Annotated in this window: 1 pseudogene; it reads right to left on the bottom strand. The window is 45.0% G+C overall.

Annotated elements, in window-relative coordinates:
* Window positions 1-165: pseudogene (locus tag D0T87_RS25265) on the bottom strand (methionine adenosyltransferase domain-containing protein); the annotation flags it as partial.
* Window positions 166-313 lie beyond the last annotated feature (148 nt).

Raw genomic sequence — 313 nt, 5'->3', positions numbered from 1 at the left:
CGACATACAGGCAGAGATACCTACCAGGCAATACAATCCATAGATGTTTTGCAAGGCAATTGTGCCCACCGTGAAAGCACCGGCGGCTACAAGGTTTTTGGCGATATGGCGTACGGCATATGCTGCGCTGCGGTCTACCTTGCTAGGGTCTTTGCCCGAGAAAGCTTACACTCAAGTTAATCCAAATATTGTCAAAGATCGCGAGTGGGAAAAAGACAATGATTTAATACTATCTCCTTCCATCCACTCCCCACATCATCTTTGTGCGGAGTGTATCAAAGAAAATATGATCAAACCGCTTTACGACTTTAAT

Source organism: Bacteroides sp. 51 (assembly GCF_010500965.1).
In the GTDB taxonomy this organism is placed as follows: Bacteria; Bacteroidota; Bacteroidia; order Bacteroidales; family Bacteroidaceae; genus Bacteroides.
Note: the sequence above shows the minus strand (reverse complement) of the source record. Positions and strands in the feature narration are given on the sequence as shown.